This is a genomic window from Fulvimarina manganoxydans, assembly GCF_900176465.1.
In the GTDB taxonomy this organism is placed as follows: Bacteria; Pseudomonadota; Alphaproteobacteria; order Rhizobiales; family Rhizobiaceae; genus Fulvimarina; species Fulvimarina manganoxydans.
Genome location: NZ_FWXR01000001.1, coordinates 542,466 through 569,366, shown reverse-complemented (window position 1 = coordinate 569,366; position 26,901 = coordinate 542,466). Strand labels below are relative to the sequence as shown.

Annotated in this window: 25 protein-coding genes; 5 read left to right on the top strand and 20 right to left on the bottom strand. The window is 62.7% G+C overall.

The window, feature by feature from the left end; translation table 11 throughout:
- Positions 1–81: 81 nt before the first annotated feature.
- Positions 82–297: a hypothetical protein gene (locus B9A15_RS22805; RefSeq protein WP_170923136.1), complete on the bottom strand. Its 216-nt coding sequence runs from the start codon at positions 295–297 to the stop codon at positions 82–84.
- Here B9A15_RS22805 and B9A15_RS02565 point away from each other — a divergent pair.
- Positions 290–1,060, top strand: a complete 771-nt coding sequence (locus tag B9A15_RS02565; RefSeq protein WP_170923135.1) for a GntR family transcriptional regulator — start codon at positions 290–292, stop codon at positions 1,058–1,060. The genes B9A15_RS22805 and B9A15_RS02565 overlap by 8 nt on opposite strands.
- Positions 1,061–1,230: 170 nt before the next feature.
- On the opposite strand, the gene B9A15_RS02560 is transcribed toward B9A15_RS02565, so the two are convergent.
- The 4 genes from B9A15_RS02560 to yajC all read right to left on the bottom strand — a co-directional run bounded on the left by B9A15_RS02560 (position 1,231) and on the right by yajC (position 5,720).
- Entirely contained in the window at positions 1,231–2,079 is an 849-nt protein-coding gene (locus tag B9A15_RS02560) for a phytoene/squalene synthase family protein (RefSeq protein ID WP_084408374.1), read from the bottom strand.
- A gap of 13 nt (positions 2,080–2,092) precedes the next feature.
- Positions 2,093–2,482 carry an Mth938-like domain-containing protein gene (locus tag B9A15_RS02555; RefSeq protein ID WP_084408372.1) on the bottom strand — a complete coding sequence of 130 codons (390 nt, stop codon included), beginning with the start codon at positions 2,480–2,482 and terminating at the stop codon, positions 2,093–2,095.
- A gap of 187 nt (positions 2,483–2,669) precedes the next feature.
- On the bottom strand, positions 2,670–5,240 hold the full coding sequence (secDF, locus tag B9A15_RS02550) for a protein translocase subunit SecDF (RefSeq protein ID WP_084408474.1): 2,571 nt from the start codon (positions 5,238–5,240) through the stop codon (positions 2,670–2,672).
- A 138-nt stretch (positions 5,241–5,378) separates the two neighbouring features.
- Entirely contained in the window at positions 5,379–5,720 is a 342-nt protein-coding gene (gene yajC, locus B9A15_RS02545) for a preprotein translocase subunit YajC (protein ID WP_084408370.1), read from the bottom strand.
- 262 nt (positions 5,721–5,982) lie between these two features.
- On the opposite strand from yajC, the gene B9A15_RS02540 reads away from it, so the two are divergent.
- Positions 5,983–6,858, top strand: coding sequence for an ATP-binding protein (locus B9A15_RS02540; protein WP_084408368.1), 876 nt, complete (start codon positions 5,983–5,985; stop codon positions 6,856–6,858).
- 152 nt (positions 6,859–7,010) lie between these two features.
- Here the strand turns inward: B9A15_RS02540 and B9A15_RS02535 are convergent, their stop codons facing one another.
- The 12 genes from B9A15_RS02535 to B9A15_RS02480 all read right to left on the bottom strand — a co-directional run bounded on the left by B9A15_RS02535 (position 7,011) and on the right by B9A15_RS02480 (position 21,181).
- Positions 7,011–8,426 (bottom strand): peptidoglycan DD-metalloendopeptidase family protein, encoded by a 1,416-nt coding sequence (locus B9A15_RS02535; RefSeq protein WP_084408367.1) that lies wholly within the window; start codon positions 8,424–8,426, stop codon positions 7,011–7,013.
- Between the two features lie 172 nt (positions 8,427–8,598).
- Positions 8,599–9,249 (bottom strand): rRNA adenine N-6-methyltransferase family protein, encoded by a 651-nt coding sequence (locus B9A15_RS02530; RefSeq protein WP_084408366.1) that lies wholly within the window; start codon positions 9,247–9,249, stop codon positions 8,599–8,601.
- Entirely contained in the window at positions 9,246–10,004 is a 759-nt protein-coding gene (surE, locus tag B9A15_RS02525; RefSeq protein WP_084408365.1) for a 5'/3'-nucleotidase SurE, read from the bottom strand. Before surE ends, B9A15_RS02530 begins: the two co-directional genes overlap by 4 nt.
- Complete coding sequence (gene serS / locus B9A15_RS02520; RefSeq protein WP_084408364.1) at positions 10,004–11,425, bottom strand: serine--tRNA ligase; 1,422 nt, start codon at positions 11,423–11,425, stop codon at positions 10,004–10,006. The genes surE and serS overlap by 1 nt, the downstream gene beginning before the upstream one ends.
- A gap of 42 nt (positions 11,426–11,467) precedes the next feature.
- Positions 11,468–12,292: a twin-arginine translocase subunit TatC gene (gene tatC / locus B9A15_RS02515; RefSeq protein WP_084408363.1), complete on the bottom strand. Its 825-nt coding sequence runs from the start codon at positions 12,290–12,292 to the stop codon at positions 11,468–11,470.
- The gene (gene tatB, locus B9A15_RS02510) at positions 12,289–12,792 is read right to left on the bottom strand and encodes a Sec-independent protein translocase protein TatB (protein WP_084408362.1); all 504 of its coding nucleotides are present in this window, start codon (positions 12,790–12,792) and stop codon (positions 12,289–12,291) included. Before tatB ends, tatC begins: the two co-directional genes overlap by 4 nt.
- 168 nt (positions 12,793–12,960) lie before the next feature.
- Positions 12,961–13,194: a twin-arginine translocase TatA/TatE family subunit gene (locus tag B9A15_RS02505; protein WP_084408361.1), complete on the bottom strand. Its 234-nt coding sequence runs from the start codon at positions 13,192–13,194 to the stop codon at positions 12,961–12,963.
- Positions 13,195–13,253: 59 nt separating this feature from the next.
- Positions 13,254–14,360, bottom strand: a complete 1,107-nt coding sequence (locus tag B9A15_RS02500; RefSeq protein WP_425292942.1) for an ABC transporter ATP-binding protein — start codon at positions 14,358–14,360, stop codon at positions 13,254–13,256.
- A 167-nt stretch (positions 14,361–14,527) separates the two neighbouring features.
- The gene (gene nagZ, locus B9A15_RS02495; protein WP_084408360.1) at positions 14,528–15,550 is read right to left on the bottom strand and encodes a beta-N-acetylhexosaminidase; all 1,023 of its coding nucleotides are present in this window, start codon (positions 15,548–15,550) and stop codon (positions 14,528–14,530) included.
- A gap of 122 nt (positions 15,551–15,672) precedes the next feature.
- Positions 15,673–17,604, bottom strand: a complete 1,932-nt coding sequence (locus tag B9A15_RS02490) for an SPOR domain-containing protein (RefSeq protein ID WP_170923134.1) — start codon at positions 17,602–17,604, stop codon at positions 15,673–15,675.
- Between the two features lie 505 nt (positions 17,605–18,109).
- The gene (argS, locus tag B9A15_RS02485) at positions 18,110–19,861 is read right to left on the bottom strand and encodes an arginine--tRNA ligase (RefSeq protein ID WP_084408470.1); all 1,752 of its coding nucleotides are present in this window, start codon (positions 19,859–19,861) and stop codon (positions 18,110–18,112) included.
- Positions 19,862–19,972: 111 nt separating this feature from the next.
- Positions 19,973–21,181 carry a deoxyguanosinetriphosphate triphosphohydrolase gene (locus B9A15_RS02480; RefSeq protein WP_084408358.1) on the bottom strand — a complete coding sequence of 403 codons (1,209 nt, stop codon included), beginning with the start codon at positions 21,179–21,181 and terminating at the stop codon, positions 19,973–19,975.
- A gap of 117 nt (positions 21,182–21,298) precedes the next feature.
- On the opposite strand from B9A15_RS02480, the gene erpA reads away from it, so the two are divergent.
- Positions 21,299–21,640: an iron-sulfur cluster insertion protein ErpA gene (gene erpA, locus B9A15_RS02475; RefSeq protein WP_084408468.1), complete on the top strand. Its 342-nt coding sequence runs from the start codon at positions 21,299–21,301 to the stop codon at positions 21,638–21,640.
- A 16-nt stretch (positions 21,641–21,656) separates the two neighbouring features.
- Complete coding sequence (gene xth / locus B9A15_RS02470) at positions 21,657–22,445, top strand: exodeoxyribonuclease III (protein ID WP_084408357.1); 789 nt, start codon at positions 21,657–21,659, stop codon at positions 22,443–22,445.
- A 225-nt stretch (positions 22,446–22,670) separates the two neighbouring features.
- Here xth and B9A15_RS02465 read toward each other — a convergent pair whose 3' ends face one another.
- The 3 genes from B9A15_RS02465 to B9A15_RS02455 all read right to left on the bottom strand — a co-directional run bounded on the left by B9A15_RS02465 (position 22,671) and on the right by B9A15_RS02455 (position 25,825).
- Positions 22,671–23,387 (bottom strand): DUF1013 domain-containing protein, encoded by a 717-nt coding sequence (locus B9A15_RS02465; RefSeq protein ID WP_084408356.1) that lies wholly within the window; start codon positions 23,385–23,387, stop codon positions 22,671–22,673.
- A gap of 156 nt (positions 23,388–23,543) precedes the next feature.
- The gene (locus B9A15_RS02460; protein WP_084408355.1) at positions 23,544–24,575 is read right to left on the bottom strand and encodes a sodium:calcium antiporter; all 1,032 of its coding nucleotides are present in this window, start codon (positions 24,573–24,575) and stop codon (positions 23,544–23,546) included.
- 245 nt (positions 24,576–24,820) lie between these two features.
- Positions 24,821–25,825: an NAD(P)H-quinone oxidoreductase gene (locus B9A15_RS02455; RefSeq protein WP_084408467.1), complete on the bottom strand. Its 1,005-nt coding sequence runs from the start codon at positions 25,823–25,825 to the stop codon at positions 24,821–24,823.
- 475 nt (positions 25,826–26,300) lie between these two features.
- Here B9A15_RS02455 and rcdA point away from each other — a divergent pair, with 475 nt between their 5' ends.
- Positions 26,301–26,831, top strand: a complete 531-nt coding sequence (rcdA, locus tag B9A15_RS02450; RefSeq protein ID WP_084408354.1) for a protease adaptor protein RcdA — start codon at positions 26,301–26,303, stop codon at positions 26,829–26,831.
- Positions 26,832–26,901: the final 70 nt, after the last annotated feature.

The window sequence follows — 26,901 nt, the reverse complement described above, 5'->3', positions numbered from 1 at the left end:
CATTCATGCTGGCCTCCTTCCAGCCAGCATGTTGAATCACAGCCCAGAGAAAAGCGGAATCCTCAGCGACTCAGTTCGATGTCATCCCGCTCTAGAAGAGACGTCGTTGAAGAGGTCGGCGGGATCGTGGGTGAGACCCTTGATTGGCCGCGACCCCAGATTGACGCCGAGATCGAGACCAGTCTCCAATGCCTCGAGCGGCGCTACAGAGTGGATGTCGGGGCCCATGCGATCAAAGACGTCGAGGACGCCATCCCCGTCTGAGCCGGTGAGTTCGGGAGCGGCGCAGATGCGCAACGAGCCCGCTCCCGCATTCGTCCAGGCCAAACCCCTTCAACGCAGCGCCGAAAGCGGGTCTCTCTGGGCGCAATTGCGCGAAGCTCTCATCGACTATATCGCCGACGAAGGGTTACTAGCCCATACGCGCCTTCCCTCCGAGCCCGAGCTCTGCGATCTCTTTTCCGTCTCGCGGACCGTCGTCCGAGAGGCTCTGAACCAGCTCGTCGTCGAAGGTCAGGTCTATCGGATCCAGGGCAAGGGCACCTTCGTGGCCGGCGGGCGCGAAGACCACGACTTCGTCGGGACGACGATCGGTTTCTCCAGCGATTTTCGCGGCACCGATCGCCATATCAGCCGGCATGTTCTTGACCAGAAGCTGCGACCGGCCACGGCCCGCGAGGCAAAATTCATGCGCATCGCGATCGATGCGCCGATCGTGGCGATCGAACGTCTCCTGGTGGTCGATCGCCTGCCCCGACTCTGGGTCTCGACCGCGATCCTGCCTGTCGCGGCGCCGAGCCTCGAGACGATCGCTCTCGAAAACCGTTCGCTCTACGAGACCCTGCGTCACCAATACGGCATTATCTTCAAGCATGCCGAGCGCTGGATCGAGGCGGTCAGAGCCGACGAAGCGATTGCCGATCTTCTGCACGTTGCGCCGGGAGAAGCCTTGGTCAAGATCGAATCCATCAGCTTCGATCAGGACGATCTGCCGGTGGAATATTACGTCGCCTACCAGCGGACGGATAAGTCACGGCTGCATTTCCGGATCAAAGGCTAGGTCCCGCAAACGCCCCATTGCCACACTGAGCTCTCGCAAGGCCTGTCACAGCGGCGGCCATTTTCGCCGTCTCCACGTACATATCCCGCTGATGTCCGCGGACCAAATTTCTCGAAGCCGCCTCGCCTGACGCGCGTCCCGGTATTGGAACAAGGCGCGAAAGCTTGAATTCAGCTGCGCATTGCGCGCCAGAATCGCCAACTCTTGCGAAGAGGGCCGATCGTGATCGGTTCGGAGAATGCGCCGATGCCGACTTTCTCAGCGGCTTGAAAAATGCCCGACGCCAGGGTTGCGGGCAGGAAGGCTGGGCGGAGTGCTTTCGGGACGGCCGCAACGCGCTCTCGCCAACGCGTGTCATGGTCCCGGCCGAAGGCGATTAGGGCCGCGAGAGCGCGTGATGCAGGTTCCGGCTCGGCTTTCAGAAAGGCCTCTGGCGTACAGCCCGACGCCGACAGGATGTCGGCCGGCACATAAATCTGACCGCGTCGGCGATGAAGCGGCAAGGCGCGGATAACGGCTCCGACCGTCTGGGCAACTCCGGCATGGCCGGCGGCATCGCTGATCTGGCCCGCATCGGGGCGCGAGAGAACCATTGCGGCCAGCATAATCAAGGTCGACTGAGTCTCGCCCGCATAGGCTTCGAACGCCGTTCGCGACGACATCGGATCGTCATAAAGATCGAAGATGCGCGCTTCGAGAAAGCGATCGAAGGCCGATCGCGGCAGATCGTAATGGGAGATCGTCTCGAGAAGGGCATCGCCGGTCGGATGTCCCGATCCACCGAACGCGCCCGAAGCGATCAGATCGCGCCACCACTGCAGCCGGATTTCTCCGGGCATAGGTTGGCTAACGAGGTCACGGATGCGGGCCGTCTCGGCGTTGAACGCATAGAGCGCTGCGAGGGCAGTCCGGCGATCAGCAGGCACGAAGGGTAAGGAGAGAGAGCGATCCCGATCCTCCCGTTCGAGAAACGAGAAGAGAGCGTTCCTCTCATCTTGCGTATCGCTCGAAGACACCATCAACCGCGGTCGCTCAATCCACCGCAATCAGCGCGGCGGCCACGGGACGCTGTTCGGCGAGCATAACATTGTAAGTTCTGACCGCCGCGCCGGTCGACATCGGATCGCAAGAAATGCTCAGCCTTTTCAGGCGCTCCTTGAGAGCCGGCGGCAAGAACTGAATATTCGGGCCGGTCCCGAACAGAAGGAAGCGATAATCCTCAGCCTCCTTTAAAATCAGATCGAAACGGTCCCCGGAGAATGGATTGTCCGCGGTCGCGCTCCAGCCATAGATGCCGGACGGCAAGCAAAGGATCGAGCCGCGATGGGACATGTCGGCGAAGCGGAATCCGCCATTGCCATAGGCTTCGATCGGTGCCCGACCGGGGAAATGCGCTTGCCTGATCTCGATTCCCTTGGCCATGAGTCCTTGCGGCGATCCTTTTCGTTGCCGGGCATTGTGGCGGTGTCGACGTCGCCATCGATGGAGGCCTCGCACCCCCGAGCCTAATGGCCGGGGGCACCAAACGGTTTCATCGGCGGATCATGAAGGAGCCGCCGATGAAATTTCGAGGAACGCCGCTCGTCGCCGCTAAAACCCGTCGCGCCTTTTACCTGGCCTGGCCTGTTCCTGCCCCTTCGATCTGATGATCGTCGCGTTTATGGGCCTCGAACTCCGATGGTCGGAGATTGAAGAAATAGAGGACTGGCGCGGCGACGAAGATCGATGAGAAGGTGCCGATGACGACGCCGAAGATCATCGGCGCGACGAAGTTCTGAATGACCTCGCCACCGAAGATGTAGAGCGCCGTTAGAGCCAGCAGCGTGGTCAAGGACGTGGTCAAGGTGCGTGACAGCATCTCGTTGTCGGACAGGTCGAGCAGATCGCCAAGATTCTTCTGCTTGAAACGCCGCAGATTTTCGCGAACGCGGTCGTAGATGACGACCGTGTCGTTCAGTGAATAGCCCACGATTGTGAGGATCGCCGCGACGGTCGCGAGATTGAACTCGATCTGGGTCAGAACCATGAAGCCGAGCGTCAGGCAGACATCGTTGACGGTGGCGATGATCGAGCCGATGGCGAACTGCCACTCGAAGCGGATCCAGATATAGAGCAAGATGCCGAAGAGCGAGGCAAGAACCCCGAGGATCGCGGCTAAGGCAAGTTCGCCCGACACGGTCGGCCCGACGACTTCCGTGCGGCGGAATTCATAATCGGACTGCAGCGCGGTCTGTGCCTTCTGAATTGTCGCCTGCTGCGCCCCGTCGCCGGCGGATGGATCCGTTCCGATCCGCACCAGTGCCTCGGCCGGCGAGCCGAATTCCTGCACCTGGACGTCGGTGATCCCGGCTTCCGCAAGCCGTTCGCGGATACCGCCGATATCAGCCTCGCCATCATTGGCACGCAGTTCAAGGACCGAGCCGCCGGTGAAATCGATGCCGAAATTCAGGCCGACCGTCGGGAGCGCGACAAGCGAGGCGGCCACGAGAACCATGGACAGATAGAAGGCTTTCAGGCGGAACAGCATGAAGCGGATGCGCGTGACCTCGCGAACCAGCCGCAGCGGGCCGTCGGGAAGCGCTTTCGGACGGCGGGTCTTCACCCAATAGGCGACGAGCCAACGCGTCAGCGTGTAGGCTGTGAAGACGGTGGTCACGATGCCGACGGCGAGCGTGACGGCGAAGCCGCGCACCGGGCCGGAGCCGAGGAAAAACAGGATGACGGCGGCGATCAGCGTCGTGATGTTGGCGTCCACGATGGTCGCGAGCGCCTTTTGGAAGCCAATATCGATCGCCTGGACGACCGAGCGGCCGAGCCGCCGTTCTTCTCGAATGCGCTCATAGATGAGCACGTTGGAATCGACCGCCATACCGACGGTCAGAACGATACCGGCAATGCCGGGCAGCGTCAGCGTCGCGCCGAGAACCGTCAGCACCGCGAAAAGAAGAATGACGTTCGCCGCCAGCGCCACATTGGCAATGATGCCGAGAAAGCCATAGGCGGCGATCATGAAGACGACGACGAGCACGGCGCCGATGACGCCCGCGATCTCGCCAGCGGCGATCGAGTCGGCGCCAAGGCCTGGTCCGACCGTGCGCTCTTCCAGAATGTTCAGCGTCGCCGGCAGCGCGCCGGCACGGAGGAGAACGGCAAGGTCGTTGGCGGACTGGACCGTGAAATTGCCGCTAATCTGCGCCTGACCACCCAAAATCGGTTCGCGAATGTTCGGGGCTGACAGCACCTTGTCGTCGAGCACGATGGCGAAGGGCTTGCCGACATTGGCCTGGGTCACGCGACCAAAACGTTGGGCGCCCTGGCTGTCGAAGCGGATATTCACGACGGGCTGATTGGTCTGCTGGTCGAAGCCGGGCTGGGCGTCGACGAGATTCTCGCCCGACACCATCACCTGCCGCTGCACCAAGATCGGCTGGGGCGGCTGGTCGGTGGTGTAGAGGAGTTCCGAGCCTGCCGGGGGACGCGCGCCGCCGCTTGCCACGGCGTCGGCCGAGGCGCTGAGATCGACTAAGCGGAAGGAGAGCTTGGCTGTCTGGTTGAGAAGGCTCTTCAGCCGCTCAGGGTCACCGAGACCCGGCACCTGAACCATGATCCGATCATCGCCCTGACGCTGAATGATCGGCTCCGTCGTGCCAAGCTCGTCCACACGCCGGCGGACGACTTCGATCGATTGCGTCACGGCGCTGCGGACGCGGTAGTCGACCCCCTCATTCGTCAAGGAGAGGGTCAGGACACCGTCCGAGGGCGAAGTGATGGCCACTTCGCTGATGGATCCGCCGGTTAGCATGCCGGACGAGATCGGCGCCGTCAGATCCGATAGCGCCTCGCGTGCGGCTTCTGCTTGGCTTGGATCGCGCAGGCGGACCGTCACGGTCGTCCCGTTGGCGGAAATGCTGCCATAGCCGATCCGCGCATCGCGTAGCTGCTGGCGGGCGTCGTCCTGAAGCGATTGGAGGCGCTCATTGATGAGCGACTGGCGATCGACACCCAGCAGGATGTAGGAGCCGCCCTGCAGATCGAGCCCCAGCGTGATCTGCTCTTTCGGCAGGAAGTCGGGAAGACCGGCGAGCGTATCGCGTGAGACGAGATTGGGGGCGGCGAACAAAGCGCCAGCCGCCACGACCAGCCAGATGAGGATCGTCTTCCAGCGCGAAAAATAGAGCATCGAAGGCTTCCAAAATGCCGAAACGACGGCCAAAGTCCTGCGGACCCGGCCGTCTTTTAGGGTGTTCGATTAACGCAAGATCATGGCAGGACGAAAGCGCTTAAAGCTCGGCCTGCCGTAATTTCTGACCCTTTGAGGTCACTTCTGATTGGCGGCTGCCGGCTCGCCCTTGACCCGGACGTCGCTGACCATGGCCTGAACGAGGCGAACGCGCGTCTGCTCGGAGATCTGAACCTCCAATTCGCCATTCTCCAGAACCTTGGTCACTTTACCGATGATGCCGCCACCGGTGACGACGGTGTCGCCGCGCCGGATATTCTTCAGCATCTCCTCGCGCTTCTTCATCTGCGACCGCTGGGGACGAATGATGAGGAAATACATGATCGCGAAGACGGCGACGAAGGGGAGAATGCTGATGAGCAATTCGCTTCCCCCGGCCGCGGTTGCCGCGCCCTGGGCGAAAGCTTCGGTGACGAACATCAAGATACCTCGTTGGCGAAAGGGCGGTCTAAGCCGCTTGGCTGGATGCGGGCGGAATATACGATCGCCCGATGCGAATGCAACAATTCGGCGCCTTTTGCGTTTGACGGCGCTTCATCTGTCGATGATCGACCGGAAGGCTCCTTGGTGAATTGACCCGGCACACCGGTTGGTGCGACAGCCCGCCAATGCCGTTTCCGGCCGGCAAGATCGCTGGCTGGCCGGCCCCGACGATAGACGCGACCCAAGGATCTCATCGCCTATGACAGCGGATGAATTTTCCGGCCTCGGCCCGCTTCTCGAACGGATCGCAGAGGCGCTTGAGGCCATGGCGCCGAAAGGGGATGCGACGCTCGATTTCGAGGCGGCGGATTGCTTCGTGTTCGAGCCGCCTATGCGGCTTCATCCCGTCGAGAAGGTGAACCGTGTACCGATCGGCCTTCTCCAGGGCATTGAGCGCTCGCGCGAACTGCTACTCGACAATACAAAGCGGTTTGCCGCCGCTCTGCCGGCCAATAACGCCCTTCTTTGGGGCGCGCGCGGCATGGGCAAATCATCCCTCGTCAAAGCCGCTCACGCAGCGGTCAACGAGGGTGCTCGTCAGGCGGGTCGCAAGCCCTTGAAGCTCGTCGAGATCGCGCGCGAAGACATTGATCATTTGCCGCAGCTGATGGGCGCCATGCGGCAGGCCCCTTTCCAGATCTTGCTGTTTTGCGACGACCTCTCCTTCGACATTGGTGATTCGAGCTACAAGTCGCTGAAGGCGGTGCTGGAGGGCGGCGTCGAAGGACGGCCGCGCAACGTTCTCTTCTACGCGACCTCAAACCGCCGTCATCTGTTGCCTCGCGATATGATGGAGAACGAACGGGCGACGGCGATCCATCCCGGCGAAGCGGTGGAAGAAAAGGTCTCCCTGTCGGACCGGTTTGGTCTCTGGATCGGCTTCCACAATTGCAGCCAGGACGACTATCTCGCCATGGTCGATGCCTATGCAGAAGCCTATGGGCTGACGGTCGGAGAAGACGAATTGCGACGCGAAGCGCTGGAATGGCAGGTCACGCGCGGCAGCCGATCGGGCCGGGTGGCCCATCAATTCATTCAGGATTTGGCGGGTCGGCTCGGCCAACATATCGACTGAAGGCGGCGACCAGCTTCTGAAAAGCGATCGGCCGGCCCATCTTGCGATGGACCGGCCGGGTTTCCTCCGTCAGGACATGGAGGTCACGTTTTCGTCAGACGATGTGCTGACGAAGCTCTGGCGCCGAAGAGGACAAACCTCTTCGTCCCGAATCAATTCAGGAATTTCGACGGATCGACCGGAGCGGAATCCTTGCGCACCTCGAAATGAAGCTGCGGCGTATCGGTGTCGCCCGACATGCCGGAGAGCGCGATTTCCTGACCCCGCTGAACCTTGTCGCCGCGCTTGACGTTCAGCTTGTCGGCATGGCCATAGACCGTCACGAGACCGTCGGAATGCTTGACGAGGACGGTGTTGCCGAACTCCTTGAGGCCGTCGCCAGCATAAATGACGACACCGTTCTCTGCAGCCTTGACGGGCGTTCCGCGCGGAACGGAGATGTTCAGACCGTCATTGCGGCGCGAGCCGACCTTGTCGCCATACCGCGCCAAAACACGGCCCTGCACCGGCCAGCGGAAGCGCGAAATGCCGCTCTCGGCGGGCGCCGACGCGCCGCTACCCTCCTTCGCGGCAGCGCTAACTGTCTCTTTCGGTGCGACATTGGCCACGCGCGTCTCCTGCGCGGGTGAACTCTGCGCGGTCGCGGCATGAGGCCGCCCCGACTTGCCGCTGGAGGCTTCGGGCGTCGTTACGCTGGCCGTCTGCCGCTCGTCGATGGCTTGGGGGCTCTTGGCGGCGGGGCCGCTTTCGGGCTTCGTGTAAGGCTTGGGCGCATTCGATGCGACGCTCGTCTGGCCGCTTGGCGCCACAGCGCTACCCGGCCGGCCCGTCGGAATGACGAGCTTCTGTCCGAGCCGGATCGTGTCACCAGAGAGCCCATTCGCCTCTCGGATCGCCGACGCCGAGACGCCCGAACGCCGAGCGATCGCGCTCAGCGTGTCACCGCTTTCCACCTGCACCGTCCGACCGGACGAATTGGATGCGACCTGGGGCGATGCTGAAGGCGAATTGGAGGTAGGCTGGCTCGGCCGCTGGCTAGGCATCGCCAGATGGCGCGCCTGCGCCTGAAGAGTGGTCGGCGGCGCGCCACGCTGGGTGTTATTGGCCTGGGCTGCCATCTCTGCCGGGTTCGCCGGGTACCCACCCTGTTGAGGCGCGCTTGCTGTCGACGTCGCGCCGAAGACGTCACTCGGCGCCGTGCGCTGATTGCCGGGCGGCAGAGGCAACTGGCTCGATTGGACCTGTCCGGCCGGCGCGGCATTCGCCGTCGGCGCGGGGTATCCACCATAGCCGGCATTCGCGCCGGCCATCTGGCCGCCAGCCGGCGTGATCGAGCCCGTCGTGGTGCGGTCGATATTGGCCGGATAATTTGTCGTTCCGCCGGCCCCGTACATGTCGTTGGATGCGACCTGGCTCGGTGCGCTCGCCTGCGGCACGGCTCCTGTATAAAAGCCGTCGTCGAAGCGGGCGACGTCGCTCGAGCATCCGGCCGACAGCCCGGCCGCGACGATGATGGCGCTTGTCAGCCCCTGGCGGTAGGTAATCGGTCTCAGCACTCGGATACGCATTGCTGTCCCTTAAGCGGCAGGAAATCGCCACCCAGTAGACCGCGTTAATCTTACCACCCGGTTAAAGTCAGAGCCGGGAAATTATAAATCATTCAAGAAGATGACCGACCGTACTCGGCCTCTTAATGCACATTCGCGTGATCGGCTTGGGAAGCCTTCCCCCGCCCGGCCTTCAGAGCACCTCTGCCGTGCCGAAAGCGATCGGCTGATAGCGAACGGGCCAAAGGTTCTGCCGCTCGAAGCGGCTGCCCACTTTCTGCATCCGAACCAGCATCTGCTCCCCGTCGCCCGGCCCGATAGCGCAGATCAACGCACCTTGCGCAACCAGTTGATCGACGAAGAGCCGCGGGACGGTAGGAAAAGCCGAATGAACCACGATCCGGTCGTAAGGCGCACCGTCCCGATAGCCTTCCGAACCATCGGCAACGAAAAGCGAGACATTCGTGATCGATGAACGCTGAAGAGCGGCTTCCGCGCTTTTTAGAAGGCGGCGGTAGCGTTCCAGCGAAGTCACATGGAGAACGGATTTCGCCAGAAGCGCGGTGAGATAGCCGCTGCCGGTTCCCACCTCCAAAACCCGGTGATGGGGCTCGGGCTCGGTCGCCGCAAACAGCCGGATCGCCTGTTCTGGGTCCAGCATAGTCTCCCCGCAGTCGATCGGTATGCTGCCGCGTCCATAAGGGTCGCCCCAATAGGCGGGAACGAAGCGGTCGCGTTGGACAACTTCGATCGCCTCTCTCATGGCCTCAGTGATGACGAGACCGCTGGCATCCACCCAATCGAGAAACTCGGCGCGACCGCGTGGGGCGAGCGGCTGGGTCATCCCGCGAAGGTCTCCTCAAGCGTCTCGCGCAGCCGGTGAGCGGTGAGATCGAGGTGCAGCGGCGTCACCGAGATATAGCCATCGGCCAGTGCGGCCAGATCGGACGCCTCGACGGCCGGCCCGGTTTGCCTGCCGAATTTCAGCCAATAGTATGGGAATCCGCGACCATCATGGCGCTCTTCCAAAGCGAGTGCGTAATCGAGCACACCCTGCCGGGTCGCCCTGATGCCCTTCACCGCCTCCGGCTCGACCGCCGGAAAATTGACGTTCAGAAGATGGCCACGCGGCAGATCCACCTTGAGAAGCTTGTCGAGGACCGCAACCGCATGGGCCTCGGCCGTCGCCCAAGGCGACTTCAGCGGTTTGGAGCGATCAAAAGCCTGGCTCAGGGCAATCGAACGAATGCCGAGCATCGTTCCTTCCATCGCCCCGGCGACGGTGCCTGAATAGGTGACGTCATCCGCGACGTTCTGGCCGACATTGATGCCGGACAGAATGAGATCGGGCGGTGAGTTCATGAGCCGCCGGGTCGCCATGATGACGCAATCCGTCGGCGTTCCGCTCAAGGCAAAGCGCTTCTCGCCAAGCGTCCGGAGCCGCAGCGGGGACGAAAGGGTCAAGGAATGGGCAAGGCCGCTCTGATCGGTCTGCGGGGCAACCACCCAGACATCGTCCGAAAGCTGCGCGGCGATGCGTTCCAGGGCCTCGAGGCCATCGGAATAGATGCCGTCGTCATTGGTGATGAGGATGCGCATCAGCTCGGTCCGCCAATGCGCTCAAGGCCGCCCATATAGGGCCGAAGCACGTCGGGGACGGTGATCGAGCCATCCTCGTTCTGATAGTTCTCCATCACGGCAATCAGCGCGCGACCGACCGCGACGCCCGACCCGTTGAGCGTATGAACGAAGCGCGGCTGCTTCTCGCCCTCCACCTTGTAACGGGCGCCCATGCGCCGCGCCTGGAAATCGCCGCAGACCGAGCAGGAGGAAATCTCGCGATAGGCCTTCTGACCGGGAAGCCAGACCTCGATGTCGTAGGTCTTGCGGGCGGCAAAGCCCATGTCGCCGGTACACAGCATGACCACCCGGTAGTGAAGGCCGAGACGCTTCAGCACTTCCTCGGCGCAGCCGGTCATCCGCTCCAACTCGTCGAGCGAGGTCTGATCATCGGTGATCGAGACCATCTCGACCTTGTCGAATTGGTGCTGCCGCAACATGCCACGTGTATCACGCCCGGCAGACCCCGCCTCCGAGCGAAAGCAGGGCGTCAGTGCCGTCAGGCGCATCGGCAGACGATCCTGCGTCAGCGTCGTCTCGCGAACCATATTGGTCAGCGGCACCTCGGCGGTCGGGATCAGCCAATATTCTTCCTCGGTAGGAGCCCGTTCCAGAACTTCGGCGACAAGATCCTGAAAGCTCACCTCGCCCGACTTCAACCGTTCGAGATCCGCCTCACTCGTGAGCTCGCCGAGGATCCGGTTGGTCTGCTCGGAACGGCCGGTCATCGACGCGCCGATGAACAGGTCCTCACCGAATTTCGGCAGCTGCGACGTGCCATACATGGCATCGTTGCGAACCAGAAGCGGTGGTTGAACCTCCTCATAGCCGTGCTCGTTCGTATGGAGATCGATCATGAATTGGCCGATCGCTCGCTCCAAACGCGCCAGCTGACCGCGCAAGATCGTGAATCGCGAGCCGGAAATCCGCCCCGCCGTCTCGAAATCCATCATCCCGAGCGCTTCGCCGAGCTCGTAATGCTCTTTCGCGTCGAAGCCGAGAGCCGGCTTTTCTCCGATCAGCCGGACCTCGAGATTATCGGCTTCGTCAGCGCCTTGGGGCACGTCGGCAAGTGGAATATTGGGAAGCCGAGCGAGCTTCTCCTCGAGCTCGGCATCGATACGCCGTTCGAGGTCTTCGCCGCTCTGGATCGAGGCCTTGATCGAGGCGACCTCGTCGATCAGCGATTGCGCTCGCTCATGGTCGCCGGAGCCCTTGGCCTTGCCGATTTCCTTGGACGCTTCGTTGCGCCGGCTCTGAAGGTCCTGAAGCACCTTCAGGTGGTCGCGGCGACGCTCGTCGAGCTTGATGAGATCCATAGCCGCAGGCGGGGCACCGCGCGCGGCGAGCGCCTCATCCAGCTTAGCAGGATTGTCACGTATCCACTTGATATCGAGCATGATTCCCCATCGCGAACGGACGGGGAAGACGGTGCGACCGGCTCAACTTCCGGTCTGAGCGTCGGCCCCGTCGAGCTGTTCGGCGCGCTTCTTCTCGATCATCCGCGCCGCGATAATGGAGACCTCGTAGAGAAGGATCGTCGGCACCGCAAGACCGATCTGAGACAAGGGATCTGGCGGCGTCAGGATCGCCGCCGCGATGAAGGCAATGACGATTGCATATTTGCGCTTGGAGGCGAGCCCCTCGGACGACGTGATGCCAGCGCGAACGAGAAGCGTCGCGACGACGGGCAGCTGAAAAACCAGTCCGAAGGCGAAGATCAGCGTCATAATCAGCGACAGATATTCCGACACACGCGGCAAAAGCTGAATCGCGGCCTGCCCGCCGGTTCCCTGCTGTTCCATCGACAGGAAGAACCACATCACCATCGGCGTGAAGAAGAAATAGACGAGCGCCGCGCCGAGAAGAAACAAAAGTGGCGTTGCAATGAGGAACGGCAGAAAGGCCGCCCGCTCATTGCGGTAAAGGCCCGGTGCTACGAATTTGTAGACTTGTCCGGCGATCAGCGGAAAGGCGAGGAAGAAGCCGCCAAAGGCGGCGATCTTCACCTGGGTGAAGAAAAACTCCTGCGGTGCCGTATAGATCAGCTCGACTTGGCGCCCCGTGATTCCGGCCCATTCGGTCGCCTGCTGATAGGGGATCACCAGGAGATTGAAGATCCCCTTGGCGAAGAAGAAGCAGAAGACGAAAGCGATAAAGAAGCCGAGGATCGACCAGATAAGCCGTTTGCGAAGCTCGATCAGATGCTCGATCAGCGGCGCGGAGGACGCGTCGATTTCGCTCGTGTCACGCTCGGTGCCGCTCATGCCTGTCGCTCCACGGCTTGGCTCTTGCGCTCGGTCTCAGAATTCGTGTCGGCAGCATCGCCGCGGGACGCCTTCTCAGAGGTGCTATCAGAATGGCCCGCGGACGCTTCGGGGCTCACTGCGGCTGTCGCCCCCGTCTTCACCGGCTGTTCCGGCACGGCGCCCTCGCTTCGAGCCTCGGTGCGCGGCGGCGGCGCCTCGGTCGCGGAGTTGAGAGAGGAGCGGATATCATCGCCGATCTGGCGCATGGGATTGAGCGCGTCACGCATCTGCTGACGCGGATCGAGCTTACGCATATCCGAGGCCGTCTTTCGGACCTCGTCGAGTTCTGCGTCCTTCAAGGCTTCGTCGAACTGCTTGCGGAAATCGGAAGCCATCGAGCGCATTTGCGACGTGACCCGACCGAATGTGCGCAGCATGCGCGGCAAGTCCTTCGGGCCGACCACGACGATCAAGATGACCGCCACGACCATAAGCTCGGCCCAGCCGATATCGAACATTGTCAGCCCTCGGACCTACGGCCCCTGGTCCGGGTCGCCCCAGACCGGCATCCGTTTCCATTCTTCGAAGTCGCGCGGTTCGGCAAGACGCCCTCACCCGCCGCGTTTCGGCGCGACGATCGTTCGCCGCGCCGCATCGTGATTCCGTCGAAGAAATCGACTTGGTCCTCAGACCGTCGACTTCTCGCTCTTGGTCTCGTGATTCACAGTTTGGCCAGGCTGGTTGTCGATCTCACGGCGCTCCTGCGTCGCCTGCTGCTGATCGTCGTCAGACATGCCCTTCTTGAAGTTCTTGATGCCCTTGGCGACATCACCCATCAATTCGGGGATCTTGCCGCGACCAAACAACAGAAGAACGACCGCCAGCACGATCAACCAGTGCCAGATGCTGAAGCTACCCATGATCTTCTCCACTCAGCCGGACCGTCGCGGCGCGGCATCGCCTGAATAACCACTGCTAACTAGCGATCATTTCCGGCTTTTTCAAACACGATCACGTCTTGAGGGTCGACTGAAACGACGACATCGCGCATTTCGGGCGAAATCGTCCCAGCCCGCATGCGCGAACGCAACGGTTCGTCGATCCCTTCCACAACCACCGTGAATAGATCGACACCCCCGAGGAATCTGCGTGTGACGATCCGCCCGATGATTCCGTCCTGCGCCTCGTTGAGCCGAAGCCCGGTGAGGCGGACCGCGACCGTCAAATCGGTGCCGTCGGGCCGATTCGTCTCAGCGACGGGTCCGAGCGGCGTGATCACGCGCCCGCCCCTTGCCTCGCCTTCGACCACATTGAGCTCGGAAAAAAAGCCGGCGGCAAAAAGATCGGCCGGTCGGCGATAGAGATCGCCGGCCGTTCCGACCTGCACGAGCCGGCCATCGCGCAGAAGTGCGATTCGATCGGCCATGCGCATCGCCTCTTCCGCGTCATGGGTGACGACGATGGCAGTTGCGCGCGTCTCGCGCAGGATCTGCAGCGTGTCGCTTCGAACCGTATCCTTCAGGCGCGAATCGAGACCGGAGAAGGGCTCGTCCATCAGAAGAACCGAGGGGCGCGGCGCGAGCGCGCGGGCCAAAGCGACGCGCTGCTGCTCGCCGCCCGACAGCATATGGGGATATTGGCTTGCTCGAGCAGAGAGCCCCACCCGCTCGAGCGCGGTGCCAGCCGCTTCCTTCTGCGCCCGGCTTGAAAGTCCGGTCAGCCCGAAGGCCACATTCTCCGCGAGCGTCATATGGGGGAACAGCGCGTAGTCCTGGAACATCAGCCCGACGCCGCGCTGCTCGGGCGGAAGGAACACGTCCGGCCCCGCGATCTCCTGCTCGTTCAGATAAAGCCGGCCGTCCGTCTGCCTTTCGATACCGGCTGCAATCCGTAGAAGGGTGGTTTTGCCCGATCCCGACGGGCCGAGAAGGCAAAGGATGCCGCCAGGCTCGGCAACCAGATCGATCCCGTTCAGAACCTGTTTCGAGCCGAAATGGTGGCGGATGCCGTTGTAAGACAGGCTTGCGGCGAAGCTGACGCCCGCGCTTCGGCGGGGGGATAGTTCAAGTGGCTCGCTCTTCATCATACGCGACAACACGGCGGAACGACCCCTCTCGTCGAGTTTGCGTCCGAGCGGTGGGCGCCCGTCTCGGCTGCCCTTGCCTATCGCCCAATCGCGTCGATCTTGACCTCGGTTACCCCTCTGCCAGCGCGCCCGCAAGGGCTTGCAGCGACAGGCAAGTCGTCAGGGCCTCAGGCCGCGATGGCAAGAAGCGATTCGTATTCCTCGGAGAGCGCTTCGACGTCCACCTTGTCGCTTGCGCCTGAGATGACCGTTTCAGCACGAGCGGCGCGCCGTTCCGCGTCCCCAGTCAAGTGGCGGGTTGCCTTGGCCACCTCGCGCATCTCCGCCATGTCGCCATTGCAGTGAAGCACGAGATCACAGCCGGCCGCGAGAGCCTGCGCCGACAGGTCCCGGAAGCTGCCGGTGAGCGCTTTCATCGAGATGTCGTCGGTCATCAAAAGACCATCGAAACCGATCTCCGCGCGGATAGTCTCCGAAACGACGCGCGGGGAGAGGGTCGCGCAACGCTCTGGATCGATCGCATGGTAGAGAATATGCGCGGTCATCGCGCAAGGCAGATCGGCAAGGCGCGCGAAAGGCAGAAAATCCGTTTCGGCGAGTTCGCCATGTTCGGTGAAGACGACGGGAAGCTCATGATGGCTGTCCGCGCGGCCTCGCCCGTGGCCCGGCATATGCTTCATCACCGGCAAGGCGGCGCCGGCCATGGTTCCTTCGGCCATGGCGCGGCCGAGAACGGCCACCACCTCCGGATCGGAATGAAGAGCCCGATCGCCGATGATGTCGTGGGCGCCCGCCACCGGCACGTCGAGGCAAGGAACGCAATTGGCGTTGATGCCGTAGGCGGCGAGATCGGCGGCGAGCAGCCGGCCATGGAGGAAAGCTGCGCGAATCGCGCGCTCGGGATCCTCGCGATAAAGCGGACCGATGACACCAGGCGCTGGCCTTTGCGGCGCGAATGGCGGCTTCAGACGCCGGATGCGTCCGCCTTCTTGATCGATAAAGATCGGTGTCGTTTCGCGTCCACCGATCTCCTTCAACTCCTCGACCAGTTCCGCGAGCTGAGATGGGCTGGCGAGATTGCGACCGAAGAGGATGAAGCCCCACGGACGCTCGCCCTCGAAAAAGGCCCGCTCGTCGCGCGAGGGCGCATAGCCCAAAGGCGCGGCGATCCAAGACTTGGCGTCGCTCATCGAATGCTCCGGAAAGCCGCTTTTCTCATCGCGGCGAGAAACGGGAGAGCTCGTCGATCGTGATCTGTCCGACGAGCCAAAGAGGCCAGCCAGGCCTGCGGCGCCGGCAAAGCCAACGCCGGCTAGCGCGAGACGAAGCAGCTGCCGCCGGCGGATTTCAGGCTCGAACACAGGGCGTTGGCCTCGTCCTTCGATCCGGCGGGCAGGCGCACCCGGTGATAGGTGCCCTTCCCCTCGATCTGCGCTGTCTGGATGACCAGATTGCGACCGCCGAGAACGCTCGCATAGCGGCTGCTCATATTGCGGGCCGAGGTCTTTGCGGCTTCTTCGCTGGGTTGCGAGGAAATCTGGACATACCAGCCGCTCGGGCTCGATGCGGCACTCGTCTGGACGGGGGCTGCAGCCGGGCTCTGAACCGGGGTCGCCGGCTCGACGCTCGCGGTTCGCATTTCGTCGGGCCAGGAGCTTGCCGGCTGGCGGGCGGGCTCGGCAACACGGCGGCTCGGCACGGGCGGCTTCGCCGACGGCACGGGCACATTCGGCGCCGGCTGGCCAAGCGCTTCGCCGGCCATCTCCGTGTCGGATTCACTCGCCTCCGCCGAAGGTTCGCCGGCAAGCGCCGATGCGGCGGCTTCGAGATCGCCGGCAGCGCCATTCGCGTCGATCGGCCGGGCCGCAGCCTCGATCAGCGCGGGCTCCGCGGCTGCCTGTCCATCGGTAACAATCGTTCCGTCAGGCAGAACCTTCACGCTCTTCACGCGGCGAGGCATCAACACCGGCTCGGATATGGGCTCGGCGCTCGCCACTTCGACGCTCTCACCACTATCAAGCGCGCTGTCGAGACCGGCCATCTCGACGCCGGGCAGGTTCTCGTAATCGGTCTCCTGCCGCTCGGGCAGCGCGACCGGCTCTTCGGCTGAAGAGACAAGCGTCTCCTGTTCCGGTGCCTTGGGCTGTTCGGAACGCGAGGCGACTGCTCGATAGGTGGGACTGTCCTGATTTGCGACCTTGCGACCGCCGGGATTGGGCGGCACGATCTTGACCGGATCGGTGTCGGCCTTAACGATCAGCGGACCACCATCACCAACGGTCTCGCCCGACCCCGAAAACATCATCCAACCCGCACCGGAAGCCAGCGCAACGATGGCGACCGAAGCCGCGATACGGCGGATCGAGATATTGCGGTTGGCCGGGGCCGGACGCTGCTTATCCGCCGCATCGGCGAAATCGCCAAGGACGCGATCGGCACGAGGCGCCGAGTCGTCCGCCTCCGCCGACTGAAGCTCGGCTACAGCTGCGGCCTTCTGCGGCGCGGCGGGCGCCTTTCGGACCGGCTGGGCGGCCTTCAACGCGGCCATCTCGCTCGCCAGAAGCGCATCGAAATCGTCATAGGAGACGCCGCGATGTGCCTCGACGACCTCTTCCTCTCGGGCCGGTGCAAAGGCATGCGTCTTGTTGACATGCCCCGCGCGCGGATCGGCCGGGGCGGAGAGGCCGGCGAGAGCCTCGGCAAATTCCTGCTCGAAGGTGGTCTCGCTCTTCCGCTTGCCGGACGTCTTCCCACCCTCGGCGGTCGCGCTCGCGGTGATGCCGGGCGATGCCGCAGCCGTGGCGGTCTGGGGGCCAGGAAGGTTCGGCTCCGCGGCTTTCGGGCCAACCGGCTTCTGCTCCGGCTGGCGCATGGCCGGACCAGCCGAATCAAACCCCTCGAACGAAGGGGCGGCAGGCTTGGGCGCCGTCGGAGCGGAGCGCGGTCGGCTGGAGCCAGTCCCTGCCGATTCAAGCGCGGCGGCGCTGAAGGCGGCCGGCTGGGGATTGCCGCGCTGGATGGGTTTCGACGGTTTGGGCTGCGATTTCGATGCCGGCGCGGGCGAAGCGATGGGCGCTTCGACCTTTGGGCCAACAAGATCCGCTTCGTCGAGACTGGCGAGTTCGGCCCCAAGTTCGCTTGCAAGAACGCTGTCGAGATCGGAAGCGAAATCGAAGTCGAATCCGTCGCCTGCTGATTCGGACTGAATTTTGGTCGAGGCGACCGCATTGTCTTGTGCCGGCATAGGCACATGCGGCGCGATAAAATGGTTGGAACGAGACTGGCTCGAAGGCTGCGATGGCTCGATCGGCGCGGCGGGACGGACAGACGGCGTCGACCAGTTCGAGTGCTGAGCGACGTCGGTCGTCGAGGCTTCACGCCTCGCGCCGCTGATCGCTTCTAGACCAGGCTTGAAGGTCTCGCTCAAAATAGGCTGTGGCGCCTGGCCCAGGGAGGGCTCTTGCGATTGGCTGCCCCGTGACGCGCTTATTTCTTCGGCCGACACAGTCGCCAGATCTGGCGCAGCGGCAACCGAACGATCCGACTTCGCCGGCCGCTGCGCCTGAGGCGCATTCCATGGCTCGTCGATCAGCCGCGCGAGCTCCGCGAACGGATCGTCGTCAAACGCATCGTTTCCGCCAGCCATGTGGCGATCGGTCCCCGATGTGTCCCCCATCGATCCCTCTTCGCTAATACCCCTCGCGCCTCTTCTTTGCGCTAGAAGATGAAATTGACCAAAGCGTGATCGTCTATCGCATTTCCTCCGGAGAACTGGCGCCGATGACGGCGAGCCCGGAGCGGATCACGATGGCGACGGCATCGACCAAAGACAGCCGAGCCTTCGTTATTTCTGGAGCGTCAGGGTTAACAAAGCGTAAGTCCGTCAGGTCCTTACCGCGATTATATTGAGCGTGGAACGCCGAGGCGACGTCGAACAGGAAGAAGGTCAGCCGGTGCGGCTCGCGTGCCGAAGCGGCAGCTTGGACGAGGCGCGGAAATTCCGCGAGCTTGCGGATCAGCCCGATCTCGCCCTCGTCCGTCAGGACGGAGAGGTCCACATCGCGCCCCGATTCGCCCGGAGTAAAGGCGATTCCCGCCTCCCTTGCCTGGCGAAAGACCGAATGGGCGCGGGCATGGGCATATTGGACATAGAAGACCGGATTGTCCTTGGACTGCTCCGTGACTTTCTGAAAATCGAAGTCGAGCGGCGCGTCACTCTTGCGATAAAGCATCATGAAGCGAACAGGATCGCGCCCGACTTCCTCAACGACGTCGGCCAAAGTGACGAAGTCGCCCGAGCGCTTCGACATCTTCACCGGCTCGCCGTCCCGGAAGAGCTTGACCAATTGGCAGAGAATGACCGTCGCCTTGGCCGAGCCGCCCGAGACCGCCCGCGCGACCGCTTCGAGCCGCTTCACATAGCCCGAATGGTCGGCGCCGAGCACATAGATCATCTCGTCGTAGCCGCGGGCATATTTGTCTTGGAAATAGGCAACGTCGGCGGCGAAATAGGTGTAGAGCCCGTTGGATTTGATCAGCGGCCGATCCTGATCGTCGCCGACATCCGTCGAGCGCAGAAGCGTCTGCTCGCGATCCTCCCAATCCTCGGGAAGCTTGCCCTTGGGCGGCGGCAGCGTGCCCTGATAGACGAAACCCCGCTCCTGAAGATCGGCGATTGCCTTGGCGATCTTTCCGCCATTGTCGGCATGGAGCGTGCGCTCGGAGAAGAAGACGTCCTGCTCGATGCCGAGGCGCTTCAGATCGTCCCGGATCATCGCCATCATGGCGTCGATCGCCCGGTCGCGAACGACGGGCTCCCATTCCGCTTCCGGCATATGCAAAAGCGCGTCGCCGAATTCGGTCTTCAGCGCTTCGCCGAGGGGCTTCAAATAGTCGCCGGGATAAAGGCCTGCCGGAATCGCGTCGATCGTCTCGCCGAGCGCCTCGCGGTAGCGCAGGAAGGCGGACCGCGCCAGAACACCGATCTGCTCGCCGGCATCGTTGATGTAATATTCGGTCGTCACCTCGTCGCCCGCAAAGGCGAGAAGCTTGGCGAGCGCATCGCCCACGACCGCGCCCCGGCAATGGCCCACATGCATGGGCCCGGTCGGATTGGCCGAAACATATTCGACATTGATCTTCTTGCCGGTCGCCTCGCCCCCCCCATAAGCTTCGCCCGCTTCGAGGAGCGAGGCCAGGTGCGCGGTCCAAAAGCGGGTCTCAAGGCGCAGATTGATGAAGCCAGGGCCCGCGACCTCCGCCGACGCCACATCGCCATCGGACTGAAGCGCTTGCGCGATCGCCTCGGCAAAGTCGCGCGGCTTCAGGCCGAGCGGCTTTGCGAGCACCATCGCGGCATTGGTGGCCAGATCACCATGGGCCGTATCGCGCGGCGGCTCGACCGTGACGCGGGACAGATCCGGCACCTCTCGCCCATCTTTCGCAAGCAGCCCCTCGACGGCTTGGCGAACGCGCGTTTCGAATTCGGCGAAGATGTTCATGGCAAATCCAAAGAAGCTCTGCGGGAGACGGAGCGCGGCCGAGCAAGGCATGAGAGCCCCGAGCGGACAAAAGCGAACGCGCCATTCCCTGGCGAAACTGTCGCTTGGCGGCTAGCCCAAAGCCGGCAAATCGTCAAACAGCCGGCCATATTCTCGCAAGGCATAGGTGTCGGTCATGCCCGACAGATAGTCGGCCACCCGGCGGGCCCGCTTATCAGGGCCGAGCCGATCCATCTGCGCGCCCCACTCGGCCGGAAGATCCTGCGGATGAGTGAGAAGGCGCTCGAAGAGCCGCGAGACGACGTCCTCCGCCATCTGCATCTTCTCCATGACGCTCGGGGCCCGGTAGACGCGCGAGAAGAGAAAACGCCGCGTCTCGTCGACGGCTTCGCGCATGGCGGGCGAAAAGTCGATCAGGGTGCGCCCTGCCCCGCGCACGTCGTCGGCGCTGGCAATACCGACCTCGGCCATATTGGCCAGCGCGGTCTCGATCACGTTCTCGACCATCCGCGTTATGTGCCGGCGCATGATCTCATTGGCGAGACGCGAGGCCTCGATCGCCGGATAGCGCGATTCGATCTCGGTCAGGATCGAACCGGCAAGCGACAATTCCCGCAAATCATCGAGCCGGATGAGCCCGGCCCGCAGCCCGTCATCGAGATCGTGGGTGTTGTAGGCTATGTCGTCGGAGATCGCTGCGGCCTGGGCTTCCAGGCTGGCGAAGCTGCCGAGGTCGAGCGCGAACAGGGCATCGAAATCGGCGATCGGTTTCGGCAGATCCGGCTCTGTCGCATGGGGACCGGTCAACGGTCCATTGTGCTTCACCAGGCCTTCCAGGGTTTCCCAGGCAAGATTGAGCCCGTCGAATTCGGCGTAGCGGCGCTCCAGTGCCGTGACGATCCGCAAGGATTGGGCATTGTGGTCGAAGCCGCCATAATCGGCCATGGCGCGGTCGAGAGCGCGCTCGCCCGCATGGCCGAAGGGCGGATGCCCGAAATCGTGAACGAGGGCGATCGCCTCGGTCAGATCCTCGTCGAGCCGCAGCGCGCGCGCAAAGGCCCGTGCAATCTGCGAGACCTCGATCGTATGGGTCAGGCGCGTGCGGTAGTGATCGGCTTCGGTCGCGACGAAGACCTGGGTCTTGTGCTTGAGGCGCCGAAATGCCGTCGTGTGGACGATCCGGTCGCGGTCGCGCTGATAGGCGGTTCGTGTGGGGCTCTCGGCCTCGGCGTAGAAGCGGCCTCGGGTCTTTCTGTGATCGACCGCATAAGGCGCCAGCGCTTCGCGTCCCATTCCGATCCTGTCCATCGCGCCCCTCATGGCTGCCATGATCGCGCTGCACCGCCGATTGACCCCAACCGCCGCGATCCATAACTGTGGAGGGACCCTCAAACAAGGAGCGAGGCGCCGACTTTGAACCGGCGCATCGATCGGCTTATGAGCGAAACTCTCGAAACACCTGTGACCCTCTCGGACAGCGCTGTCCGTCGTATCGCCGCGATCCTGTCGAAGACGCCGGATGCAAAGCATCTTCGCGTCTCGGTGGAAGGCGGCGGTTGTTCCGGCTTTTCCTACAAATACGACCTCAGCGACGAAACCGAGGCGGACGACTTCGTTCTCCAACGCGACGGGGCGAAGGTGGTGATCGATCCGACCTCCCTCGTCTATCTGGAAGGCTCGGTCATCGATTTCGTCGACGATCTGATGGGCCAGTCCTTCCAGATCCGCAATCCGAACGCCGTCGCCTCCTGCGGCTGCGGCACCAGCTTCTCGATCTGATGGATTCTTCGCCTCCGTGCTGATCGCCTCCTGGAACATCAACGGCGTCAAGGCTCGCCTTGACGCCCTCACCGCCTGGCTGACCGAACGGCGGCCGGACATTGCCTGTCTCCAGGAGATCAAGAGCGTCGACGAGGGCTTTCCCCGAAAGGCGATCGAGGATCTCGGCTATCATGTGGAGACCCACGGCCAGAAGGGCTTCAACGGCGTCGCGCTTCTGTCCTTGAAGGCGCCCGAAGAGGGCAGCGTCCTGCGCGGTCTTCCCGGCGACGAGAGCGACGAGCAGTCGCGCTATATCGAGGCCTTGTGGCAGACCGAGGCCGGTCCGCTGCGGGTCGCCTCGATCTATCTGCCGAACGGCAACCCGCTCGGCACGGAGAAGTTCGACTACAAGCTTGCCTGGATGGCGCGGCTGGAGAAACATGCGGCCGGCCTCCTCGAACGCGAGGAGCGATTGATCCTCGCCGGCGACTACAATGTCATTCCCGAGCCGACGGATGCTGCCAAACCTGACGTCTGGGTGAACGACGCGCTCTTCCAGCCCGAGAGCCGCGGCGCCTTGCGCCGTCTCATCCATCTCGGCCTCGTCGACGCTTTGCGCGAAGTCGATGAGAGCGAGGCGGTCTATACGTTCTGGGATTATCAGGCCGGCGCCTGGCAGAAGAACAACGGCATTCGCATCGACCATCTTCTCCTGTCGCCAGAGGCGCGCATCGCGCTTCGCTCGGTCGGTATCGACAAGCATGTGCGCGGTTGGGAGAAGCCCTCCGATCACGTGCCAATCATCGCCGAGCTCGCCGAATAATCGATCGACGCAATCGCGCCGCGTCCGACGCTTGAACGCATGAGACCGCCAGACGTAGGGATGGACCTTCAGGGTCTATCCACGTCCGGTGGCCTCATCTCGTTCGCCAGGAGTTCAGCGCCTTTGAGCGTCGTGCGATAAATCAAGATCGCCCGACGCTCTATAACTCTTTGATAACGCGCCGGGTTGTCGAAAAACCGGCATCCACCTTTTTCGCCCGGCGCTCTAGTGCCCCTCTTCGTCCTCGTCGGTGGAGCTCTTCATGGAGGAGAGCTTGGCAAAGACGGCGGCTGCGTCGAGTTCTTCGTCCTCGTCCTTGGGCTTCTGGTCGAAGCTCGGACCAGAAGAGAGCCACTCCTGGGTCTGGGAGGCCGAGAGCAGGCGCTCTTCCTCGGCCAGATCCTCGGGCTTGGGCGGCAGGCCGCGCGTTGCCTTCTCGACTTCGAGATCGAGATCGATCTGAGTGCAGAGACCGAGGGTCACCGGGTCCATCGGCACAAGATTGGCCGAGTTCCAGTGCGTGCGCTCGCGGATCGCTTCGATCGTGTTCTTGGTCGTGCCGACCAGACGCGAGATCGCGGCGTTTTCCAGTTCGGGATGGTTGCGCACCAGCCAGAGAATGGCGTTCGGCCGATCCTGGCGCTTGGAGACTGGCGTATAGCGCGGGCCCTTGCGCTTGGATTCCGGCACGCGAACCTTGGGCGGCGCGATCTTCAGCTTATGCGCCGGGTTCTTTTCCGCCCGTTCGATCTCCTCACGCGAAAGCTGGCCGTTCATCAACGGATCGAGCCCCTTGATCCCTTGTGCCGCCTCTCCATCGGCGATCGCCTTGATCTCCAGCGGGTGCATCGAGCAGAATTCGGCAATCTGGTCGAAGGAAAGCGAGGTGTTGTCGACGAGCCAGACGGCCGTCGCTTTCGGCATCAAAAGTTGCTGGGCCACGAATACAATCCTTCTCATGTCCCGCTCCGGAGGGGCGGGGCGTGGATGTAACCACAAGTGTCCGGGAATTCGCCCATCTTATAGGCCTTCGTGCCGCCCGTCGCAACAACCGTCTCGCAATAGGACAGGCGAAACGCGGCGCGCGCCGGCCCGGCCTCAGAACGCGATGACCGCCACGGAGAGGGCATAAAGAACGAAGACGAGCGTCGATTCGAAGCCGATATTGAGGAAGCCGCGCTTTTCCCGCTTCATCATGCCGAGCAGCACGACCGTCACCATGAGCATGGCAAAGAGCGCCGTCGCCTGATCGTCCGGCTTGACCGACTCGTAAATCGACTGAGGCGTCACGAAGTCGGCCAGCGACAGGAACAAGACCTCGAAGGCATTGCCGCCGATAATGTCGCCGACGGCGAGGCTGACCGCGCCGATGCGCACGGCTGCGACGGCTGTGACGAGCTCGGGCAAGGAGTTGGCGATCGCCGTGAAGGTCGTGCCGAACAGGGTCTGGGAGACGCCCGTCTCGTCGACGATGGCAATCGAGCTCTCGCCGATCGCATAGCCCGCGATAGCGGTGATAGCCGCATAAAGGAGGAAAAGAAGCCAGAGCGTCTTATCGCTCCGCTCGTCCGTGCTGTCGCTCGGATCCGATTCCTCCTCCCTCGTCTCGTCCGTCTCAACCGCCTTCCACATCTCCTCCTTGCGGATCGTGCGGAGCATCAGAAGGCCGAAGATGTAGGCGATCGGCAAAATGACGGAGACCGGATGCATCCCAAAGACGGTCAGGCCTGTGGTGACGGACCCGATCAAAGCGAGGCAAAGAAGGGCATTGAGAAGGATGCCCTGAACGAGCCCGACCGGCGTTGCCGCAGCATGTTCCAGATTGGCGCGGCGGTAAAAGACGTCAGCGACGGCTATGAACAGCGTCTGGGCCGTGAGGCCGCCCAGAGCGTTGCCGATCGCGAGCTCCGGAAAGCCCTGATAGGCGGTCGAAACCGAGGTGATTGCTCCGGGGAGCGAAGTGGACGCGCCGACGAACAGAGCGCCTGCGACGATCTCGCCCATTCCGGTCCTGTCGGCGAGTTCGTCCGCGATGACCGACAGTTTGACGCCTGCAAAAGCGATTGCGGCGGCCGCCGCGAGGAAGATCGCAATATTGAAAGTCAGACCCAGACTGGAAAAATCAGGCATTCGACAAAAGGCTCCGGTTCTATCGCGGGGCCCGGAGCCTCCGACGGTTCTCGATGACTGCGTTCCGCATTTGGGGCGCTGCGAGGCCACCTTCGCAGCGTTCAGCCGTGTGGGCCCAACACAGCGAAGCGGCGATCCGTTCCGCTGAGAAACCGTTGCGAAGCGTGGCTCTGTCTTATCGCAGGCCCAGAGAGGCCATAATGCCGTCCATGATAGGAGCGTGCGAACGCCGCGCCGCCACCGGTTCAGTCGGCCATCGAGGTGGTGAGGACGATCTTGCCGATATGGTCCTCGTCCATATGCCGATGCGCGCTCGCAGCCTCTTCGAGCAAATAGGTCTTCTCGATGATCGGGCGCACTTTGCCGTCGGCGAGAAGCGGGACCACAAGCTTGTCCAGCTGTTCGGCAATCGATGCCTTGAAGGCGACCGGCCGCGCCCGTAGCGTCGACCCCGTATAGACGAGACGCTTCATCATGATCTGGCTGAGATTGATTTCGGCTTTCGCGCCCTTGAGGGTTGCGATCTGGATTATGCGCCCTTCGACAGCGGCCAGCTTGACGTTTCGTGCCGCATAGTCGCCGCCGACCATGTCGAGAATGACGTTGACGCCCTGATTGCCGGTCGCTTCCATCAGCGGTTCGACGAAATCGGTGTCGCGGTAATTGATGCAGGCATCTGCGCCGAGCTTTTCCGCCGCTCGACATTTGTTGGCGGAGCCTGCCGTCGCGAAGACCCGCGCACCGAAATGATGCGCGAGCTGGATCGCTGTCGTCCCGATGCCGCTCGTCCCGCCATGGACCAGAAAGCTCTCGCCGCTCCTCAGACCTGCGCGCATGAAAACATTGCTCCAGACCGTGAAGAAGGTTTCCGGGATCGCGGCGGCTTCGACGAAGCTGAGATTGGCCGGAACGTGGAGCGCGTTGGTCTCATGAACGCAGACGGCCTCGGCATAACCGCCTCCAGGCACGAGAGCCATAACGCGATCGCCGGGTGAAAAGCGGTTCGCATCGGGTCCTGCCGCTTCGACGATGCCGGCAACTTCCAGGCCCGGCCACTCTGGCGCGCCGGGTGGCGGCGGATAGGCGCCCTGCCTCTGGAAAACATCCGGGCGATTGACGCCCGCTGCGGCGACCTTGATGCGGATTTCGCCAGGTCCCGGCTCCGGCCGTGGCCGCTTCGCGATCGTCAGAACCTCCGGACCGCCCGATCCTTTGATTTCGACGATCCGCATCTCGCTCGACCCCGTCATGCCGCGTCCCTCCATATCGTCATTTATGCGGGCATTTGCGCCGCGCTGCCCGACTATCTGTCGCGCCCGCAAGCCTCGGCCAGTCCATTGGTGACAAAGCGATTGCCACCCTCAAGGTGGAGGAAGCGTTGCAACTTTCATGCGGCGGTAACCTTCAGTTAAGCTTCATGAGGTGTAATGAAGCCAGTTCGGATTTTCCGGATAGGCGGAGCGCCTCGCGCACCGTTTGACGCCTCCCTGTTGAGACTCCTGAGAGCCGTTTCGACGGCTCTTTTTTTTGCCATCAATGGGAGAGCGGCGGCACCGATGTCGTTGGCATTTCAAACGATGTGGAACGAAGCGCCTTGCTCCAGCTTAACCATGTCACTCCGGCCGCGCTTGCAAAGGCAGACGGGACCGGACATTTTGAGCGGATGGGTGCGAGATTTCGCATCGATTCCAATATCTTTGACCGAGCTGGAGCGACTCCGCGTCCATGAATAACAGGACGACCGATACGGACGAGAGCGTCTCGCCGGTGCGACTTGCCGAGCACAAAGCGTTTTCGCGCGCTTTTCAGCCGCTTTTCAACGAGGGCATGGCCCTTGTCGATGAAACGGCGACCTATCTCGATGGAGAAGGTCGGCAGAGCGCACGCGAATTGCCGAAATCCATCGCCACCCTCTATGCGGCCGAATCGATGCGCCTGACGACACGTCTGATGCAGGTCGCCTCGTGGCTGCTGCTCCAACGGGCCGTAAACGAGGGCGACATGTCGCGCTCTCAGGTCGAGGCGGAGAAGCGCAAGGTACGCCTCGATTCCCACGTCGCCTCACGCGAGACCGAGAATTACGGCGCTTTGCCGGAAGCCTTTCGTGATCTTGCCGAAAGGGCCAAGCTTCTCGAAAGGCGCATCGCGCTGCTGGACCGCGAGCTCTACGGCAACGACATGGTGAGGACCGAGCGCGAGCAGGCCAATCCGGTCGGCGAGCAAATCAATCTTCTGAAGACCGCCTTCGATCGCTGACACGATCGGTTGCCGAGGACGAAGAACTCGGTCGCCGCGAACGCGTCTCGGTGCTGCGCCACGACCGAGA

What these genes read in the sequence shown, in the direction of transcription:
- B9A15_RS02565 (WP_170923135.1), top strand. Translation starts at nt 290, where the DNA reads ATGCGCAACGAGCCCGCTCCCGCATTCGTCCAGGCCAAACCCCTTCAA.
- B9A15_RS02560 (WP_084408374.1), bottom strand. Translation starts at nt 2,079, where the DNA reads ATGGTGTCTTCGAGCGATACGCAAGATGAGAGGAACGCTCTCTTCTCG.
- B9A15_RS02555 (WP_084408372.1), bottom strand. Translation starts at nt 2,482, where the DNA reads ATGGCCAAGGGAATCGAGATCAGGCAAGCGCATTTCCCCGGTCGGGCA.
- secDF (WP_084408474.1), bottom strand. Translation starts at nt 5,240, where the DNA reads ATGCTCTATTTTTCGCGCTGGAAGACGATCCTCATCTGGCTGGTCGTG.
- yajC (WP_084408370.1), bottom strand. Translation starts at nt 5,720, where the DNA reads ATGTTCGTCACCGAAGCTTTCGCCCAGGGCGCGGCAACCGCGGCCGGG.
- B9A15_RS02540 (WP_084408368.1), top strand. Translation starts at nt 5,983, where the DNA reads ATGACAGCGGATGAATTTTCCGGCCTCGGCCCGCTTCTCGAACGGATC.
- B9A15_RS02535 (WP_084408367.1), bottom strand. Translation starts at nt 8,426, where the DNA reads ATGCGTATCCGAGTGCTGAGACCGATTACCTACCGCCAGGGGCTGACA.
- B9A15_RS02530 (WP_084408366.1), bottom strand. Translation starts at nt 9,249, where the DNA reads ATGACCCAGCCGCTCGCCCCACGCGGTCGCGCCGAGTTTCTCGATTGG.
- surE (WP_084408365.1), bottom strand. Translation starts at nt 10,004, where the DNA reads ATGCGCATCCTCATCACCAATGACGACGGCATCTATTCCGATGGCCTC.
- serS (WP_084408364.1), bottom strand. Translation starts at nt 11,425, where the DNA reads ATGCTCGATATCAAGTGGATACGTGACAATCCTGCTAAGCTGGATGAG.
- tatC (WP_084408363.1), bottom strand. Translation starts at nt 12,292, where the DNA reads ATGAGCGGCACCGAGCGTGACACGAGCGAAATCGACGCGTCCTCCGCG.
- tatB (WP_084408362.1), bottom strand. Translation starts at nt 12,792, where the DNA reads ATGTTCGATATCGGCTGGGCCGAGCTTATGGTCGTGGCGGTCATCTTG.
- B9A15_RS02505 (WP_084408361.1), bottom strand. Translation starts at nt 13,194, where the DNA reads ATGGGTAGCTTCAGCATCTGGCACTGGTTGATCGTGCTGGCGGTCGTT.
- B9A15_RS02500 (WP_425292942.1), bottom strand. Translation starts at nt 14,360, where the DNA reads ATGATGAAGAGCGAGCCACTTGAACTATCCCCCCGCCGAAGCGCGGGC.
- nagZ (WP_084408360.1), bottom strand. Translation starts at nt 15,550, where the DNA reads ATGAGCGACGCCAAGTCTTGGATCGCCGCGCCTTTGGGCTATGCGCCC.
- B9A15_RS02490 (WP_170923134.1), bottom strand. Translation starts at nt 17,604, where the DNA reads ATGCCGGCACAAGACAATGCGGTCGCCTCGACCAAAATTCAGTCCGAA.
- argS (WP_084408470.1), bottom strand. Translation starts at nt 19,861, where the DNA reads ATGAACATCTTCGCCGAATTCGAAACGCGCGTTCGCCAAGCCGTCGAG.
- B9A15_RS02480 (WP_084408358.1), bottom strand. Translation starts at nt 21,181, where the DNA reads ATGAGGGGCGCGATGGACAGGATCGGAATGGGACGCGAAGCGCTGGCG.
- erpA (WP_084408468.1), top strand. Translation starts at nt 21,299, where the DNA reads ATGAGCGAAACTCTCGAAACACCTGTGACCCTCTCGGACAGCGCTGTC.
- B9A15_RS02460 (WP_084408355.1), bottom strand. Translation starts at nt 24,575, where the DNA reads ATGCCTGATTTTTCCAGTCTGGGTCTGACTTTCAATATTGCGATCTTC.
- B9A15_RS02455 (WP_084408467.1), bottom strand. Translation starts at nt 25,825, where the DNA reads ATGACGGGGTCGAGCGAGATGCGGATCGTCGAAATCAAAGGATCGGGC.
- rcdA (WP_084408354.1), top strand. Translation starts at nt 26,301, where the DNA reads ATGAATAACAGGACGACCGATACGGACGAGAGCGTCTCGCCGGTGCGA.